The organism is Streptomyces sp. NPDC050548 (assembly GCF_044457385.1).
GTDB lineage: Bacteria > Actinomycetota > Actinomycetes > Streptomycetales > Streptomycetaceae > Streptomyces.
In genome coordinates, this window is record NZ_JBITGV010000001.1 from 206,662 (window position 1) to 223,863 (window position 17,202).

Sequence of the window (17,202 nt, forward strand, 5' to 3'; positions counted from 1 at the left end):
GCGACCTCAGGATGGGACCATGCCGAACCCCTCCCGGCTGCGTGCCGCTGCCCTGACCGCCACAGTCGTCCTGCTGTCCGCCACCCTGGCGGGCTGCGGCGGCGACTCCAAGGACGAGGATCCGACGGCCCAGAAGCTGAGCTGGAAGGACTGCCCGGCCCCGTCCGAGTCGGAGGGCGGCGGCGCCGCGCCGTCGCCGCTGCCGAACGGCGACAAGTGGCAGTGCGCCACCATGAAGGCGCCTCTCGACTGGAGCAGGCCCAAGGGCGACACGATCGGGCTCGCCCTGGTCCGGGCGAAGACCAGCGGCCCCGCGAACAAGCGGATCGGGTCGCTCGTCTTCAACTTCGGCGGCCCCGGCGGCTCGGGCGTCACCACACTGCCCGCGTTCGGCGAGGACTACGCGACCCTGCGCACCCGCTACGACCTGGTGAGCTTCGACCCGCGCGGCGTCGGCCGCAGCGCCGGCGTCAAGTGCGAGAGCGACTCCCAGCTCGACGAGTACTTCCAGCAGGACGCCACACCGGACGACGCGGCCGAGCGGACCAAACTCCTGGCCAACACCAAGCAGTTCAACGCGGCCTGCGAGAAGAACTCCAAGAAGATGCTCCCCCAGGTGCGCACCACCGACGCGGCCCGCGACATGGACCTGATGCGCCAGGTCCTCGGCGACGACAAGCTGCACTACTTCGGCATCTCCTACGGCACCGAACTCGGCGGTGTCTACGCCCACTTGTTCCCCAAGCACGTGGGCCGCGCCGTCTTCGACGCGGTCGTCGACCCCACCCAGAACTCCGAACAGGGCTCCCTGGGACAGGCCAAGGGCTTCCAACTGGCGCTCGACAACTTCGCCGACGACTGCACGTCGAAGACCACGGACTGCCCGATCGGCGACACCGCACAGGACGTCAAGGACCGCATCGCCAAGCTGCTCAAGAGCCTCGACAGCAAGCCGATCCCGGGCATCTTCCCCCGCCGGTTGACCCAGACCGCCGCGACCAACGGCATCGCGCAGGCGCTGTACTCCAAGGACTTCTGGGAGTACCTCACCGAAGGGCTCGAACAGGCCTACAGCGGTGACGGCAAGGTCCTCATGGCGCTGTCCGACTCGATGAACGGGCGCAGCGAGAACGGCGAGTACAGCAACATCGCCGCGGCGAACGTCGCCATCAACTGCGCCGACGACAAGCCGCGTTACACAGCCGACTACGTGGAACAGAAACTGCCCGAGTTCCGGGCCGCCTCCCCCCTGTTCGGGGACTTCCTGGCCTGGGGCATGGTCAGCTGCACCGACTGGGCCGTGCCGGGCGCCGCCGACCATCCCGACGTGAGCGCGGCCGGTTCGGCGCCGATCCTCGTCGTGGGCAACACCGGTGACCCGGCCACGCCGTACGAGGGCGCGCGGAAGATGGTGGACGCGCTGGGCAAGGGCGTGGCGGTCGAGCTGACGTACAAGGGCCAGGGGCACGGGGCGTACGACAGCAAGAACAAGTGTGTGCAAAGCGCGGTGAACGGCTATCTGCTGAACGGGAAAGTGCCCGCGGCCGGCACCGTCTGCTCCTGACCCGACCCCCGAAATTCGAGCAAAACCGCAGGTCAAACGGTTATCCACAGGCCGTCACGGGCTCGGCTCACGCCGCCTACTATGGCCTGACCGCCATCCGCGGCGTGACGCGGACGGCCTGCGAGGGGGGAATTCACATGGCGCGATTCGTACGGTGGACGGCTCTGGTGGCCGCCGCCGCGCTGCTGACGGCCGGCTGTAGCAGCGGCTCGTCGGACGACGGCAAGGGCGGCGCGGGCACGGGGGAGGCCAAGCCGTCCGCAGCCGACTCGTCCTCCGCCGCGTCCACCACGGCCGCGCTGCCCGCGTCACTGACCGCGCAGAAGCTCGACTGGGGGCGCTGCAAGGCCACCGGCGACTCGGCCGCGCCCAGCAGCGACTGGCAGTGCGCGACGCTGAAGGTGCCGCTGGACTGGGCGAAGCCGGACGGCTCCACGATCGGGCTCGCGCTGATCCGCTCGAAGGCGACCGGCGGCGACCGCATCGGCTCGCTGCTGTTCAACTTCGGTGGCCCCGGCGGCTCGGGCGTGGACTTCATGCCGGCGTACGCCACCACCGTGTCCGCGCTGCACGAGCGCTACGACCTGGTGAGCTGGGACCCGCGCGGGGTCGCCGCCAGCGAGGGCGTCCGCTGCCGCAGCGACAAGGCGATCCAGGCCGCCGAGGACGTGGACGCCACACCGGACACCCCGGCCGAGGAGAAGACGTACTTCCAGGACGCCACCGACTTCGGCAAGGGCTGCGAGAAGGCCGCCGGGAAGCTCATGTCGCACGTGTCGACGACCGACACGGCCCGCGACATGGACCTGATGCGCCAGGTCCTGGGCGACACGAAGATGCACTACTTCGGCATCTCCTACGGCACCGAACTCGGCGGTGTCTACGCCCACTTGTTCCCGAAGAAGGTGGGGCGTCTGATCCTGGACGCGGTCGTCGACCCGACCGCCGACTCGGTGGGCCACGCCCTGAACCAGACCCGGGGCTTCCAGCGCGCCCTGGACGACTACCTCAAGTCGACGGGACAGGACCCCGCGCAGGGCTCGAAGAAGATCGCGGCCCTGCTGAAGCAGATCGACAGCAAACCGCTGACGACTACGACCGGGCGCAAGCTGACCCAGACGCTCGCCCTGACCGGCATCGTCCTTCCGCTGTACAGCAAGGAGAGCTGGCCCACGCTGACCAGCGCCCTGGACTCCGCGAAGGAGGGCGACGGCTCGGAGCTGCTGACGCTCGCCGACGGCTACAACGACCGTGACAGCGCGGGGCACTACGGCACGACGACGCATTCACAACGGGTCATATCGTGCTTGGACGACAAGCAGCGGCCGACGCCCGAGCAGACACAGAAGCTGCTGCCCGAGTTCGAGAAGATCTCCCCCGTGTTCGGCGACTTCCTGGGCTGGGACACGGCCGGCTGGTGTCACGACTGGCCGGTGGCCGGGCAGTACGACACCCCGGAGGTCAGCGCGCCCGGTGCGGCGCCGATCCTGGTGGTCGGCAACACCGGGGACCCGGCGACGCCGTACGAGGGTGCCCGCAAGATGGTCGACGAGTTGGGCAAGGGCGTCGGTGTGGAACTCACCTGGAAGGGCGAGGGCCACGGCGCGTACGGCAGTGGGAGCGACTGTGTCGACTCGACGGTGGACGCGTATCTGCTGAAGGGGACGGTGCCCAAGGACGGCAAGGTCTGCGCCTCGTAGCGTCCGCGTCCGCCCGGACAGCGGGAAGGGGCCCGGCACGCGTGGTGCCGAGCCCCTCCCGGGAAGGCGTGTGCCTAGTAGACCGGCTTGTCGGGCTCGATCTGGTTGACCCAGCCGATCACGCCGCCGCCGACGTGGACCGCGTCCGCGAAACCGGCCGACTTCAGGACGGCCAGGACCTCCGCACTGCGGACACCCGTCTTGCAGTGCAGGACGATCTTCTTGTCCTGCGGGAGGGTCTCCAGGGCGGTGCCCATGAGGAACTCGTTCTTGGGGATCAGCTTGGCGCCGGGGATCGAGACGATCTCGTACTCGTTGACCTCGCGGACATCGATGATCTCGATGTTCTCGCCGTCGTCGATCCACTCTTTGAGCTGCTTGGGAGTGATCGTCGAACCGGCGGCCGCCTGCTGGGCCTCCTCGGAGACGACGCCGCAGAAGGCCTCGTAGTCGATGAGCTCCGTGACGGTCGGGTTCTCGCCGCAGACCGCGCAGTTGGGGTCCTTGCGGACCTTGACCTGGCGGTACTGCATCTCCAGGGCGTCGTAGATCATCAGGCGTCCGACGAGCGGGTCGCCGACTCCGGTGAGGACCTTGATCGCCTCGGTGACCTGGATGGAGCCGATGGACGCGCACAGCACGCCCAGGACGCCGCCCTCGGCGCAGGAGGGGACCATGCCGGGGGGCGGGGGCTCCGGGTAGAGGCAGCGGTAGCAGGGGCCGTGCTCGGACCAGAAGACGGAGGCCTGGCCGTCGAAGCGGTAGATCGAACCCCACACGTACGGCTTGTTCAGCAGTACGGCGGCGTCGTTGACCAGGTAACGGGTCGCGAAGTTGTCCGTGCCGTCGACGATCAGGTCGTACTGGCTGAAGATGTCCATCACGTTCTCGGCTTCGAGCCGCTCTTCGTGCAGGACCACGTTCACGTACGGGTTGATGCCCAGCACGGAGTCGCGGGCCGACTCCGCCTTGGAGCGGCCGATGTCGGCCTGGCTGTGGATGATCTGGCGCTGCAGGTTCGACTCGTCGACCTCGTCGAACTCCACGATGCCGAGCGTGCCCACGCCCGCCGCGGCCAGGTACATCAGCGCGGGCGAACCCAGACCGCCGGCGCCCACACAGAGCACCTTGGCGTTCTTCAGCCGCTTCTGCCCGTCCATGCCCACGTCGGGGATGATCAGGTGGCGGGAGTACCTGCGGACCTCGTCTACGGTGAGCTCGGCAGCCGGCTCGACCAGGGGTGGCAGCGACACGGGGTCTCCGTTGGTCGGTCAATCACTACAGTTGTTCTCCCCGTAACACTGCCATGCCCCTCTTCATTCCGAGACACCCGTTCCGATCCGCGAGACGATCTCGTCCCAGTAGCCGGGCATGGTCTCCCAGGGGTCGGTGCGGCCCCCGCGATCGGTGCGGTCGGTGAAGTAGATCGTCGAGGCACCCTGCCAGCGGGCGATGCGCAGCGCCTCGTCGAGATGGCCGCGCGGAACGCTGTGCACGAAGTGGCAGAAGCGTTCGGGAGGGTGGTCGGCGGTCCACTCGGCGACCTGCGACCAGCGGTAGTCGCTCCACGGGCCGGAGAAGGTCACCAACTGGTCGGCGAACTCGGCGTATCCGGGATGCGGGTGGGTCCCGTGCCCCAGGACGACGTGGGCACCGTCACGGATCTCGCGGAGCGTGGTGACCGTGCGGCGGACCTCGGGGAGCGCGGTGCCTCCGGTGGGGCAGCGGTCCAGGAGGAAACCGTCGGCCCGGTACCAGTCGCGATAGCGGTGCGCCTCGGAGATCAACTCGCCGAAGGCACGGGCGCCGTACGCGGCGTCCAGGTGACCGAGAACACGGACGCCCATGTTGCGCAGGCGGCCGACCGCTTCCAGACAGTGCGGGTCGGGACGCGTCCCCGGGCCGGAGGAGACGTTGAGGACGACCCAGTGCAAGGGGGTTCCGGGGCGGGTGAGTTCGCCCCACTCGGCCGGTGCGACGAGGGGGTGCGCGTACCCGGGGATGCCGAAGCCCGTGCGGACCGCGGTGCTCGCGGTGCCCGGGGTGGCGCTGGTCAGATGCGGCACGCCGCCTCCATCCAGATGTCGGCGAGGGACTCCTCCAGGTTGATCCGGGGCCGCCAGCCGAGCCGGTCGCGCGCGGTGCGCACATCGGCCTGCTGCCAGCTGCCGCAGCCGTCCGGGTACGGGTACGCGACCGGCGCGTGGTCGGGGTCGGTGCGGGGGTGGCCGATGGCGCCCCGCAGTGGTCCGGGCGGACCGTCGAGTTCGTGCAGCGCTCCGCCGTATCCGGCGACACGGGCGAGGACGGAGGCGGCGTCGCGCAGCCGGACCGCGCGGCCCGAGCCGATGTTGATGACGCCCTGCGCGGCGGAGAGCGAGGCGGCGTGCACGGCGCGGGCCACGTCCCGTACGTCGACGAAGTCGCGTTGCGCGCCGAGGCCGCCGAGCTTGAGTTCGCCGTCGCCGGACTGCATGGCCCGGCGCATGGCCTCGGCGAGCCGGCCGAGCGGGGAGCCGGCGGGGGTCCCCGGCCCTGCGGGCGAGAAGACGCGCAGGACGACGGCGTCGAGACCGGAGCCCAGGACCAGCTCGGTGGCGGCGAGTTTGCTGACGCCGTACGGGCCGCCGGGGCGGGGGACGGCGTCCTCGGCCGTGGAGGAACCGGGCTGGCTCGGGCCGTACTCGGCGCCGCAGCCGATCTGCACGAGCCGGGCCCCGCAGCCACTGCGGCGCAGGGCCTCGCAGACGGTGGCGACGGCGACGGTGTTGTGGCGGGTGAGTTCGCGGGCGCCGCCTCTGGTGGCACCGGCGCAGTTGACGACGACTCCGGGGTGGACGGCGTCGAGGAAGCGGGTGAGCGCTCCGGGGCTGCCGGACGCGAGGTCGAAGCGGACGTCGGCGTCGTCGCCGCGGCCGAGCGCGGTGAGCTGGACGGCCGGGTCGGCGAGCAGGCGGTCGGCGACGAACCGGCCGAGATAGCCGTTGGCTCCGATCAGCAGGACCCTCATCGGACGGCTCCCGTGGCCGACTCTCCGGATCGGGAGGTGATCATCTGGTGTTCTCCTTCACAAGGTGATGCGGTTGCCTCCGGCGGTGGGGCCGGGCGCCTGCGGTCGGGTGACGGGGCCGGTTGGTTCGAGGTCATGGCGGCGTCACCGCGGCTCGTCCGCCGGCGCGTGCGCGGAGGCTCTGGTCAGCGTGCGGGTGGTGTGGAACAGGAGGGTCAGAGCGGCTGCTCCGCAGGCCAGGGCGGGGATGCCGCCCGGACCCCAGGAGCCGACGAGGGTTTCGACGGGCGTGGCCAGGAAGCCGCAGCCGGGGAGTCGGCCGATGAGGTCGAGGGCCAGGGCCATGGCCTCCGTCGCGGCCGCCGCGCCCAGCGCGAGGGCCGGGGCGCGGGTGAAGCCGTGCACGAAGAGGAGGCGGGCGAGCAGCAGGAGCGCGCCCAGGGTGACGCCCTGGGCATAGTCGGCGGGCTCGCCCAGGGCCGCGCCGCAGAGAGCGAGGAGGGCGGAGAGGGCACACAGGAAGAGAGCGAACGTGCCGAGCAGCAGCGGCTGTACGGAGTCGGCGAAGTCCTCCAGGCCGCGACTGGTGGCGAGTTTGCGCCGGGCGCGTACGGCGAAGTGGTGGGCGCACCAGGCCGCGGGAACGCAGGCCATGGTGAGGGCCAGGACGGGTGCGGTGGCCGTGGGCCAGGGTCCGCCGGCGATACCGGTCGGCAGGACGTCGGGGCCGCCGTCGGCCGCGGCGCCGAGCAGACCGTCGCCGAGGAGCGCGTAGGCGAGCAGCCAGTACGTCCACACGCGCGTGCCGGGCGGGGTGCGCCACGCGGGGGTGCCGGGCAGGGTGCTCAGTGGGCCGCGTCGAAGCGCCATGCGCACGCCGAACGCCACGGCGAGGACACCGGCGGCGGCCACCGCGAGCCGGACCCGGCCGTCCGTGAGCCGCACTCCCGTCACGGCCGCGGCGCAGAGGATTCCGGGCAGCAGGGCGCGTACGGCCCAGGTGGCGCGGGGCGTGGACGCAGTGACGACGTCGGCGTCGGAGTGCGGGGCCGCCGTGTCGGCGCGGGGCACGCGCGCGTACATCTCCTCGGCGAGCGAGAAGACGTCACGGTGCCGGAAGCGGGTGGCGGTCCGGTCGGTGACACCGTGCGCCTCAAGGCCCGCCGCGATCTCCAACGGGTCGACGGCCCGCTCGCACAGTTCGCGGTGCCGGTGCATCAGCGCCTTCACGGGGTCGGCGGCACCGCGCCGGGCGGGGGCGGGCTTGCGGTCGGTCGGGGGAGGGGGCTGGACGGGTGCCGGGCGGTCGGCCGGCGGATCGGTGGCGTCGTCGGCCCGCGCGTTCTCCGTCTCCGACTCCGGTTCCGACTCCGTCTCCCCGTGTCCTCCGAGCCACTCCCCCGACCGCGCGTCCCACGCCTCTGCGCCGGCGGGCGTTCCGGGGCGGTCGAGTTCGCCGAGGCCGCTCATCGGGCCGCCTCCGTCGTCGGCAGCGGAGTGGTGGCGCGTACCGGTGCTCCCGCCGCCCACCGCGGGCCGCCGCGAGCCACGACACGGGCCGCTCCGGGGACAGCCGCCGGGGCCGCCGCGAAGCCCGTTGCCAGACCTGCCACGGATCCTGTTGCCGGGCCCGCCGTGGGGCCGGTCCAGCGGCCGGGGACGTGGGACTCCGCGGGCGCGGCGAACGGGAGGGGTTCGCCGGTGTCGTCGAGGACGACGCGGCGGACCGGGGAGTGCGAAACCACTTCCAGGTAAATGCCGTGAAATGCCGCGATGTTCTGCTCGACGGTGAACAGTTCGAGGGCACGGGCGCGGGCGGCGGCGCCCAGGCGCTCACGGCGCTCGGGGTCGCGCAACAGGGTCACGCAGGCCTCGGCGAGCGCCCGTGGATTGCGCGGGGGCACGACGAGTCCCGTGCCGCCGATGACCTCGACCACCGCGCCGACATCCGTGGACACGGTCGCCCGGCCGCAGAACATGGCTTCGACCAGGCCGATCGGGAAGCCTTCGACGACGCTCGACAGGACGATCACCGTGCCGGACGCGTACGCCTCGGGGAGCGTGGGGGCTTCCGGGCCGCCGATCTCCTCGAAGGACACCGGGTTGTCGCCGACCGCGTGCACGCCCTCGGCCTCGTCGGGGAAGAGCTGTGCGGCCAGCGCCCGGCAGTGGCCCAGGTAGGCCGCGCCCTCCGCGCCGGCGGGCGCGCCGACGATCCGCAGCCGCGCCTTGGGCTCCTCCTTGCGGATCTCCGCGAAGGCGTGGAGCAGGGAGATCAGGTCCTTGGCGGGTTCGATACGGCCGACCCACACCAGCGTGTCCGGGTCGGCGCGGTCGGGCGCCTCGCCCACCTCCGCGAAACGGGACGCCTCCATGCCGGGGTGGACCGTGCGCAGTTTCGTACGGTCGGCACCGCAGCGTTCCTGCCAGCGGCGGGTGTGGGTGTTGCCGGGGGTGATCAGCGCGGCCCGGCGGTACACCTCGGCGGCCAGCCTGCCGTGGAAGGCGGCGAACAGGGCGCGTACGGCGGGCGGGGCGTCCGCGGAGGCCAGGTAGTGCGTGCGCAGCTGGACGCCGTACTCGGTCACCAGCAGGGGCACGCCGGCGAAGTGGTGGGCCAGCAGTCCGGGCAGGGCCGCGGTGCCGCCGGCCGTCGCGTGGCAGAGGTCCACGGAGCCGAGGGCGTCGTCCTCGTACCAGTCGAGCGAGAGGGGGCGCAGGGCGCGTTCGACGTGCGCGGCGACGGTGAGGAGATCGGGTACACGCGCCTCGCGGGCCGAGCGGAGTGCGCCGGGCGCACGACAGGCGCGTTCGAGGGCACGCACGGCGCTCTCGGAGCGCAGCGCGGACACGAGTCCACCCTCGTCGCGGGCGAGTTCGGCAAGCCCGTACAACGCGTTGGCGAAACGGTCCGCCACAACGGCGGAAGCCTCCCCGGGGAGCGCGGAGGGCCCTGCGGAGACAGGTTCCGAGGACTCCGCGGGCCTCGCGGAACCAGCCGCCTCCGACACGATCGTCCCCGGCGTCGACTCGCCCGACACGCTCGGCCCCCGCACCGGCGCATCCCCCGCGCACAGCACCGCCGCCAGCTCCTCGTAGTGCTCGCGGAACCGCCGGCGTGCGCGGCGGCCGAGCGCCGGTCCGTCGTCGTCGGTGCTCCACAGCGGCGCGGTACGTACTCGCCGGACCTGGGGCGGCAGTTCGAGCCAGCCCTCGTTCTCCTGGCGTTCGCTGCGGCTGAGCGCGTAGACGTCGAACTCGTGCTGCCCGAGCCCGCGCACGAGCCGGTCGCACCAGAGTCTGGCGTCACCGCTCACATATGGATAGCCACCCTCCGTAACCAGTCCTATGCGCACGACCACACCCCCGATCTCCCTTGTGGGGAGCCACCGTTGACCCGGCGGCTCGCAGCGGGACGAACGTATGCGGACATGACGGTGGCGCGACGGACGGTTGTCCATCGCGCCACCAAAAGGGGTGAACGGTCGTAACTTTCCCGTGCGGTTCGCGTTCGCTCGCGCTAAGGGATCACTCGGGTGCGGAACGTTCTACGATCCACACCCAGATCGTTCTACGATCCTCAAACCGTCGCCAACTCCCGTCGGGCCGCCCTCCGCTGGGCCGCCACCTCCGGATCGAGGGCCGGTACGGCAGCCAACAGCTGCTTTGTGTACGGGTCCTGCGGGGAGTCGTAGACCTCGTCGGCGGGGCCTTGTTCAACGATCCTCCCGCGTCGCATCACCGCGACCCGGTCACTGACCTGACGCACGACAGCGAGGTCGTGGGCCACGAACACGAGCGCGAGGCCGAGTTCGCGCTGGAGTTCACCGAGCAGGGCGACGACCTGGGCCTGAGTGGTGACGTCGAGCGCCGAGACGGGCTCGTCGCACACGATCACGCGCGGGTCGGCCGCGAGCGCCCGCGCGATGCCCACGCGCTGGCGCTGACCGCCGCTGAACTCGTGCGGATAGCGGTCGTAGTGCGCCCCTTCGAGCCCGACGCGCTCCAGGAGTTCGCGTACGCGCGCCCTGATGCGCTCCTCATCCCGTTCGCCACGCGCGCGGAGCGGGTCGGCGATCGACTCGCCCACGCTGCGGCGGGGGTTGAGGGAGGAGACGGGGTCCTGGAAGACCATCTGGACGTCGGGGCGTACGCCTCCGCCGGGCTTGATCTCGCCGGCCGTCGGCTTCAGCAGCCCGACCAGCATCCGGCCCAGCGTCGTCTTGCCGCTGCCGCTCTCGCCCACGATGCCGAGGGTCTCGCCCCGGTGGACGGTCAGCGAGACGTCGTCCACGGCCGCGAACACCCGCTTCCCGCGCCCGAATTCGCGCCGCAGGCCGGTGGCTTCCAGGACGACCTCCGGGGCCGAAGGAGAGGCCTCGGAGGACGCCTCGGAGAGAGAGCGCCGCGCGTCCACGCGGGGAACCGCGCCGAGCAGGTCCCGGGTGTACCGCGCGGTCGGTGCCCCGAGGACGGTGCCCACCGGCCCGTGTTCGACGGCCCGTCCGTGCCGCATGACCAGGATCTCGTCGACGCTCTCGGCGGCGACACCCACGTCGTGCGTGACGAGCAGCAGCCCCAGGCCGGTCTCCTCGCGGAGCGTGTGCAGCAGGTCCAGGATCTGGGCCTGGACGGTGACGTCGAGCGCGGTCGTGGGCTCGTCGGCGATGAGCAGGTCGGGCTCGCAGGCCAACGCCATGGCGATCAGGGCGCGTTGGCGCATACCGCCGCTGAACTCGTGCGGGCGGGAACGGGACCGTCGTAGCGCGTCCGGAATTCCGACTCGGTCCAGTACGTCGACGGCACGCGCGCGTGCGGCCCGACGCGACACGCGCGCGTGAACCCGGTACACCTCGGCTATCTGGTCGCCGATCGCGTAGTACGGGTCCAGGGACGACAGCGGGTCCTGGAAGACCATCGCGGCCTTGCCGCCGCGCAGCCGCCCCAGGTCCGCGTCGGACGCCTCCTGTACGTCGATGCCGGCCACGCGCACGGAGCCGCCCACGTCGGCTCCCGTGCCGCGGTGCAGCCCCAACAGGGCCGAGGCGACCGTGGACTTGCCGGAGCCGGACTCGCCGACCAGCCCCAGCGCGGCGCCCTTCTCCAGCCGGAAGGACAGCCCGTCGACGGCGCGCAGCGCTCCGAATCCGACCGTCAGGTCGGTGACCTCCACAAGGACGTCCACCGAGCCGTCCGTCGTAGCGTCGACCGAAACATCGACCGAACTCATACGAGCACCACCCGTCGGTCGGCCACCGCGTACAGCACGTCCGCGACGGCGTTGGCGATCACCACGAAGAAGCCCACGACCAGGACCATGCCGACGACCACAGGAAGGTCGACGACATTGACGGCGTGGACGAGTTCCTGTCCGATGCCGGGCAGTCCGAAGAGCGTCTCGGTGAGCACCGCGCCGCCGACCGCCGAGCCGACGTTGTTGGCGTTGAGCGCGATGATCGGCGCGAACGCCCCGCGCAGCGCGTGCCGCCCGATGATCGACCGCTCGCCGACGCCGTACGCGCGGAACGTGCGGATGTGGTCCTCGGCGAGGGTCTCCAGCATCGATGCCCGGGTGAGCCTGGCGAACGCGGCGGCCTCGATGAGGGCCAGCGAGAGCCAGGGCAACAGCAGGTTCCAGGCCCACTGTTCGGGGTCGTCGGTGAGGGCGACGTACTGCGGGAAGGGCAGCAGTTGGAGCTGTCCGCAGACGACGATCATCAGTACCAGGCCGATCACGAACACCGGGGTGGCGACGCCCGCGAGGGTGATGCCGGTCAGCAGACGCTCGGTGAACCGGCCGCGCCGCCACGCGGACAGGACACCGGTGCCGACTCCGAGGATCAGCCACAGCACCATCGCGCCGAACACGAGGGACAGGCTCACCGGGAGCTTGGCCAGGATCAGCTGGGTGACCTGCTGGTCGCCCTGGTACGACAGTCCGAGGCAGGGCGCCGAGCAGTGCTCCACGGAGGTGCCCGTGGAGTAGTCCTGGCCGACGAGGATGCCCTGGAGGAAGTGCCAGTAGCGGAGGTACAACGGGTCGTCGAGCCTCAACTGCTGGGCCACCTGGTGCACTTGCTCCGGGGAGCAGCGCGGGCCGCAGGTGATCTGGGCGACGTTCCCGGGGGTGACGAAGAAGACCACGTAGACGATCACCGAGATGGCGAGCAGAGTGATCACGGTGCCGATACCGCGGCGCAGGACGAATCCTCCGAAGCCGCTCATGAAGTGGCCTCCTTGGTGCTCGCGTCCGCCGTGGCCTTCTTCGAGTTGGTGTCCGCCTTGGCCTCGCGCTTGCGGCCGGTGCCGATGCGCAGGCGGGAGGCCGCGCGCGGGTCGAGGGCCGTGCGGATGCCGTCGCCGAGGACGGTCAGCGCCAGGACGGTGACGAAGAGGGCGCCGGCGGGCAGCAGCAGGTACTGCGGGGCGGCCTGGTACCAGACGTCGGCGGCGGTGAGCATCTGTCCCCAGGAGGGCGTCGGGGGCTTCACGCCGACGCCGAGGAAGGACAGCGCGGCTTCAGTGGTGATGTTGATCGGCACGAGGAGTGCCGCGTAGGTGATGACGGGCGCGGCGAGCCCGGGGAGCAGTTCGCGGCGGGCGATGCGCCAGGTGCCCCAGCCGCTGAGCCGGGCGGCGGAGACGTAATCGAGTTCCTTCAGGGTGAGCGTCTGGGCGCGCACGATCTTCGCGATGTTGCCCCAGGCGATGAGCCCGATGACGAGCGCGACGAGCAGGGGGCGCGGGAAACTGCTGGGCACGATCGCCAGCAGCGCCAACGACATGATCATCAACGGCATCGCCACGATGATGTCGGTGATCCGGCTCAACAGTTGATCAACCCATCGGCTGCCGAGCGCGGCGGCGACACCGATCACGACCCCGATGGTGACCTGCACGACGGTCGCCCCCAGCGCGACGCCGAGCGAGACCCGGGCGCCGTACGCGAGCCGGGCGAACAGGTCGCGCCCTGTCTGCGGTTCGACGCCGAGCCAGTGGTCGCCGGTGATGCCCCCGAAGGAGCCGGTCGGCACGCCTCCGCGCGCGGAGTCGATGAGCGACGGGTGGTAGGTGAAGGGGTCCTGGCCCTCGATCGCGGTGAGCAGCGGCGCGGCGAGCGCGACCAGGACGAGCAGGGCGACGACGGCCGCCGCGACGAGGGCGGCGCGCTGCGCGCGCAGCCGCCGCCAGAACTGACGGGCCCCCGAGGCCGCCGGGACGGTGACGTCCGTCCCGGCGGCCTGGGAGGCGACAAGTGCCTCACTCATGGGGTTAGTTGACCGCGACCTGGGAGATGTCCAGGACGCCGGTCCAGTCGCTGATCACGACGTTCTTGATGTCCTTGCCGACCAGTCGCTTGTAGACGGGGTGGAACAGCGGCACCGTCAGGGCCTGCTCGCCGATCTTCTTGTCCAGTGCACCCCACCGCTTGGCGGCCTCGTCAAGATTCGTCAACTTGTTGATCGCGTCAATCTCGGCATTGACCGACTTGTCATTGAGCAGGCCGGTGTTGAAGTTCGCGCCGTCCTTGACGATCTGGCGGCCGTCGAAGATCGGGGCGAGGAAGGGACCGCCGGAGGGCCAGTCGGCACCCCAGTGGGCGAGGAAGAAGCCCGGCTCGGTCTTGACGCTGTGGATCTTGTCCTTGTAGTCGTTGATCTCCAGGCCCTGCAGCTTGACGGTGATGCCGGCCTTCTTGAGCGCGTCCTGGATCGCGGTCGCGATCTCCGGACTGGTCTCGAAGTCCTTGTCGTTGGAGTGCGTCAGGGTGACGGTGATCCCCTTCGGGTAACCGGCCTCCTTAAGCAGCTCCTTGGCCTTCGCCGCGTTGCCGGACGCGCCCGCCGGGAAGAGGTCGTAGGGGTCGTACCCGAAGGACTTCTGGTTGGGCAGGAAGGTGGTCGCGGCCTCGGCCAGCGACGAACCGCCCGCCGCGTTGACCACGGACGACCGGTCGACGGCGTACGAGATCGCCTGGCGCACCTTGACGTTGTTGAACGGCGCGACCGTGGGGTTGAACGCGATGTAGTTCGTGTAACCGAAGTGCCCGGTGCCGACGCGCGCCGCGAGTTCCTTGTCGCCGGCGACCTTGGCGAGTTCGGCAGGACCGAGGTTGGTGTCGGTCGTGACGGCGGCGGCGTCCGCACCCTGGGACGACGACAGCCGCTGGTTGATCACGGACGAGTCGAGCCCCGACTTGACGTCGATCTTGTCCGGGTAGGCCTTGCGCTCGGCGTCCGTGGCCGTGGACCAGTACTTGTTGCGCTCCAGGACAAGCGTCTCACCGTCGTTCTGGTTGCTGACGACCTTGTACGGCCCCGAGGAGATCGGGTGCTGTTCGTACTTCGTCCCCGTGTCCTTCGCCTTCGGGACGGGCGTGAACTGCGTCTGCGTGGCGAGGTAGGGGAACTCGCCCTCGGGCTTGTTGAGGTGGAAGACGATGGTCCGGCTGTCGGGAGTCTCGATCGCGCTGAGCCCCTTCTTGTCCTTGTACGGCCCCTGGTAGTCGGCCGCGCCGACCAGCCAGTCCCGCAAGTAGGGCGCGCCACCGGAGAGTTCGGGGGCGAAGGAGCGCTCGATGCCGTACTTGATGTCGGCCGAGGTGATCGCGGTGCCGTCCTCGTACTTGAGGCCCGTCTTCAGGGTGTACGTCCAGACGGTCGCGTCCTTGTTGGGGCGCCCGGTGTCGGTGGCGAGGTCCGGGACGACCTTGGCGCCGGCCGCGCCGTTCTCACGGTTGCGGGTGGTGAGCGTACGGAAGACGAGGGAGGGGACGTTGCCGCCGCCGGAGGTGTACAGGCGCGCCGGGTCGAAGTCCTCCTGGGGGTCGGAGTTCAGGACCGTGAGCGTGCCTCCCTTGTGCGGCGTGGAGTCGCCGCCCGAGGCCTTGGCATCGTTGTCCTTCGGCCCGCAGGCGGCGGCGCCCGCTGCCACGGCCAGGCTGACGGATGCCACGGCCACGCGCCGGGCTATGACGGACGGTTGACGCATCGGAATGACGACCTCTCGGGGGGATGTTCGGGAATTCTCATGGGGTTTCCCGAATAGTGAGACGGATGGACGAGGGGTGAGACGGAAATGAACAGGCGTCTGCCCCGGCGTCAGGTCGTCGGAAATGCCCTGCCGAAGTCACACGGGCAAGGGCGTGATGGTGCGGGTCGCGACACGAACGCCAGGAGCGGTGTTCAGCGACAGAGGATGTCGGCCACGCAGAGCGGGGTCACGCCGATGAGCGCCAGCTCGATGCTGGCGCGATGCGCGACATGACTAGACCACATGCCCAAAAATATGAAGGATGCTGCGGCTCGTGTCAATGTGACATAAGCGTCGCCTGTCAACTCCCCGGGTACGGCCAGGGGTTCGCCAGGCAGTGGATCCCGTCGTGGTCGAGGAACTTGGTCTGCTGCTGCATGACCGGCGCCAACTCACCGTCCTTGTCGCAGGTGACGTGCCCGTAGCCGAGACGATGACCGACTTCATGGTTGATCAACATCTGTCGATACGCGTACATCTTGTCCCCATATGTTGACGACCCCTGCGCCCATCGATACGCATTGATCAACACACGTTCGGTGGCCGCCGAGTCGCACGACACATTGTCCTCGGCGGTGTCGAGGCCGGACTTGGCGCACCACTTGGCCGTGGTACCAGGGCTCGCGAGAGTGATCACGAAGTCCGGTTTGCCGGAATAGACGCGCTCGAAGGTACGGGCACCGTTGTGGGCCCAACTCCGGTTGTCGTTGAGCGTCTTCTGCACGGCCTCCGCGAAGAGCGTGCCGTCGAGCCCGAGCCCCTGCTCGACATCCACGCGGTACGTGTACTTGCGCCCCTTGCCTGGCGCCTTGTCGACACCGGGCACCGCGTCGAACTTGTCCGGCCCCTTGAGCGCGGCACCGAGCGGGTACTTCTTGTCCATCTTCTGGGCATACGTCAGCGTCGCCACCCGCGGAGTGGCGGACGCGCTGGGCTGCGCCGAGGCGGCACCGGTACCCCGTACGTCCCGGGCCTGGTCGGTGGCCGCCTCCGACCGCACACCGCCGTTGTCACCGTCGCTCGCGACCTGCCCGGCGACGACGACCGCCAGCACGGTGGTGACGGCCGCGGCGGCGATGCCGGTGTAGGCGCGCCCTTTGCCGCCCTTGGCGGGAGCAGCGCCGGCGCCGGACCGGTCACGGCCGCCTGGGGGCGCGCCAGCACTGTCGACGTCGCCCTCGGTGCCGGCGTCGCTCTCGGACGGCCAGTCGGTGACGGAGGCGTACGGGTCGGAGCGGTGCGCGGCGACACCGGCCCGGGGCGCGGAGACGTCACCGTCCTCGCCGAAGGCGTCGACATAGTCCTGCCGGGGACCACGACCACGCCGCCCACCTTGCCGAGCCCCCGCCTGCGGCGCCTGCCGCTGCCGGGGGATGGGAAGTGCGGGGCCTGCCCCGGGCGGTACGGGTCCGCCGGCGACCGGGGCTTGAGGCACCCCGGCCCGCCCTCTCAACTCGCCCCAGCCACCGCCGGGTTCAGGCTGCTGGGGGTGCCCGGCACGGACCTGCGGGACACCGCGCGCGGGAGTGCCGTCGGGGAAGCGAGGGGTTCCGTGTGCAGGCGTGCCGTCGGAAAAGCGGGGCATGCCATGCGCCGGAGTCCCGTCGGGAAGCCTCGGAAAGCCATGGGCGGGAGTGCCGTCAGGAAGCCTCGGAAAGCCGTGCGCCGGGGTCCCGTCGGCGTAACGGGGCCCTCCAGGGCCCGGGTTCCCGTCCCCGGAACGCGGCGCGCCCGGCCGGCTCGCCCCCGCCTGAGGCCGCCCTTGAACCGCCCGACCGCCTTTGCCGGTACCGGCGTTGGCATCGACGTCAGCACCGGCCCCCTTGCCTATGCCCCCGTCCGCGGAGTCACCCTTGGAGTTGGATTTACGGCGACTATGGCGTCCCACGTCGCCT

At 70.7% G+C, this 17,202-nt stretch carries 13 protein-coding genes; 2 read left to right on the plus strand and 11 right to left on the minus strand.

Annotated features, from left to right (window positions below; translation table 11 throughout):
- The first annotated feature begins 19 nt into the window (after window positions 1-19).
- Both ACIBJH_RS00935 and ACIBJH_RS00940 read left to right on the plus strand, forming a co-directional pair.
- Entirely contained in the window at window positions 20-1,564 is a 1,545-nt protein-coding gene (locus tag ACIBJH_RS00935; RefSeq protein ID WP_399114737.1) for an alpha/beta hydrolase, read from the plus strand.
- Between the two features lie 137 nt (window positions 1,565-1,701).
- Complete coding sequence (locus ACIBJH_RS00940) at window positions 1,702-3,264, plus strand: alpha/beta hydrolase (RefSeq protein ID WP_399114738.1); 1,563 nt, start codon at window positions 1,702-1,704, stop codon at window positions 3,262-3,264.
- Between the two features lie 74 nt (window positions 3,265-3,338).
- Here ACIBJH_RS00940 and moeZ read toward each other — a convergent pair whose 3' ends face one another.
- From moeZ to ACIBJH_RS00995, 11 genes are all read right to left on the minus strand, one after another.
- Window positions 3,339-4,517: an adenylyltransferase/sulfurtransferase MoeZ gene (gene moeZ, locus ACIBJH_RS00945; protein WP_019072108.1), complete on the minus strand. Its 1,179-nt coding sequence runs from the start codon at window positions 4,515-4,517 to the stop codon at window positions 3,339-3,341.
- A 63-nt stretch (window positions 4,518-4,580) separates the two neighbouring features.
- Complete coding sequence (locus tag ACIBJH_RS00950) at window positions 4,581-5,330, minus strand: spherulation-specific family 4 protein (RefSeq protein ID WP_399114739.1); 750 nt, start codon at window positions 5,328-5,330, stop codon at window positions 4,581-4,583.
- Window positions 5,318-6,274: an NAD(P)-dependent oxidoreductase gene (locus ACIBJH_RS00955; protein ID WP_200714859.1), complete on the minus strand. Its 957-nt coding sequence runs from the start codon at window positions 6,272-6,274 to the stop codon at window positions 5,318-5,320. The genes ACIBJH_RS00950 and ACIBJH_RS00955 overlap by 13 nt, the downstream gene beginning before the upstream one ends.
- A 144-nt stretch (window positions 6,275-6,418) precedes the next feature.
- Entirely contained in the window at window positions 6,419-7,744 is a 1,326-nt protein-coding gene (locus tag ACIBJH_RS00960) for a hypothetical protein (protein ID WP_399114740.1), read from the minus strand.
- A complete protein-coding gene (locus ACIBJH_RS00965) occupies window positions 7,741-9,591 on the minus strand; it encodes a glycosyltransferase (RefSeq protein ID WP_399114741.1) in 1,851 nt (616 codons plus the stop codon). The genes ACIBJH_RS00960 and ACIBJH_RS00965 overlap by 4 nt, the downstream gene beginning before the upstream one ends.
- 263 nt (window positions 9,592-9,854) lie before the next feature.
- Window positions 9,855-11,504, minus strand: coding sequence for a dipeptide ABC transporter ATP-binding protein (locus ACIBJH_RS00970; RefSeq protein WP_399114742.1), 1,650 nt, complete (start codon window positions 11,502-11,504; stop codon window positions 9,855-9,857).
- Window positions 11,501-12,499: an ABC transporter permease gene (locus ACIBJH_RS00975; protein ID WP_399114743.1), complete on the minus strand. Its 999-nt coding sequence runs from the start codon at window positions 12,497-12,499 to the stop codon at window positions 11,501-11,503. The genes ACIBJH_RS00970 and ACIBJH_RS00975 overlap by 4 nt, the downstream gene beginning before the upstream one ends.
- Window positions 12,496-13,542: an ABC transporter permease gene (locus tag ACIBJH_RS00980; protein WP_399114744.1), complete on the minus strand. Its 1,047-nt coding sequence runs from the start codon at window positions 13,540-13,542 to the stop codon at window positions 12,496-12,498. The genes ACIBJH_RS00975 and ACIBJH_RS00980 overlap by 4 nt, the downstream gene beginning before the upstream one ends.
- Window positions 13,543-13,546: 4 nt before the next feature.
- Window positions 13,547-15,265, minus strand: a complete 1,719-nt coding sequence (locus ACIBJH_RS00985) for an ABC transporter substrate-binding protein (RefSeq protein WP_399114745.1) — start codon at window positions 15,263-15,265, stop codon at window positions 13,547-13,549.
- Window positions 15,266-15,459: 194 nt separating this feature from the next.
- A complete protein-coding gene (locus ACIBJH_RS00990; RefSeq protein ID WP_399114746.1) occupies window positions 15,460-15,552 on the minus strand; it encodes an Ms4533A family Cys-rich leader peptide in 93 nt (30 codons plus the stop codon).
- A 56-nt stretch (window positions 15,553-15,608) separates the two neighbouring features.
- A complete protein-coding gene (locus tag ACIBJH_RS00995) occupies window positions 15,609-17,195 on the minus strand; it encodes a DUF3152 domain-containing protein (RefSeq protein ID WP_399114747.1) in 1,587 nt (528 codons plus the stop codon).
- Window positions 17,196-17,202: the final 7 nt, after the last annotated feature.